The organism is Cryobacterium sp. MLB-32, from assembly GCF_000738085.1.
Classification (GTDB): Bacteria; Actinomycetota; Actinomycetes; order Actinomycetales; family Microbacteriaceae; genus Cryobacterium.
In genome coordinates this window covers 1-786 of record NZ_JPRS01000451.1, presented here as the reverse complement: position 1 = coordinate 786, position 786 = coordinate 1, and the positions used below count along the sequence as shown (strand labels likewise).

Here is a 786-nt window from a genome sequence, read left to right as displayed (position 1 = left end):
GCCATTTCCGTGGACGTCCACCCGGAAGATGATTCCAGCACGAACCCGCTGATCATGACTGCGAGTATGACGCCGACAGCGGAAATGACGGTGCGTGCGAAACGGATGCATGTGTGAGTGCCTGTGCCCATCCCTCCAGAGTCCCGCCTGCCATCTCAGGATCTTCTAAGAAAAGAACGATTCGTTTCGGTAGTCGATGACGTTGATCACCTACTACTTGACTCGCTCCTCTGTCAGGCGTAGTTGGGGCGGCCGGTGGGCCGGTAGGTGTGAGCGGAGACGCCGGTCGGGAACGCCCGAGTGTAGACCAGTTCGAGCCCGAAGTCCTTGCCGTGCTGCGGGAACAGCCGTAGCCCCTCGCCCACGATGACCGGGCACACGATGAGGTTGATGTCGTCGACGAGTTCGTTTTCGATCAGCCAGCGCGCCAGCATGCCGCTGCCCACGACCACCAGCTCGCCGCTTGGCTGCGCCTTCAGCTTTCTGACACTCGCCGCGATATCTCCCGAGATTACTGTCGTGTTCTTCCAGGCGGGATTAGTCAGGGTGTTGGACACGACGTACTTGGGTCGAGGATTCATTGCGCCTGAGTACGGGTTTGAGTCGTCGGTCTGACCACCCCAATATCGTGCGAACAGTCCGTAGGTCTTGCGGCCGAGGAGAAACGCGTCCGCGCGCTGCCACGTCGAAGCGATGTACGCGGCCGACTCCTGATCGCCGGTCGGGATTGCCCAGCCGCCGCGCATAAAACCGGGATCGAGCTCGTCATTGTTGCCGCCGTTTGCC

At 60.8% G+C, this 786-nt stretch carries 1 protein-coding gene; it reads right to left on the bottom strand.

Annotated elements, in window-relative coordinates:
- Window positions 1-233: 233 nt before the first annotated feature.
- Window positions 234-786 (bottom strand): dihydrofolate reductase family protein (locus JF66_RS19320; protein WP_035880510.1); only part of this gene is annotated, 553 nt, incomplete at its 5' end.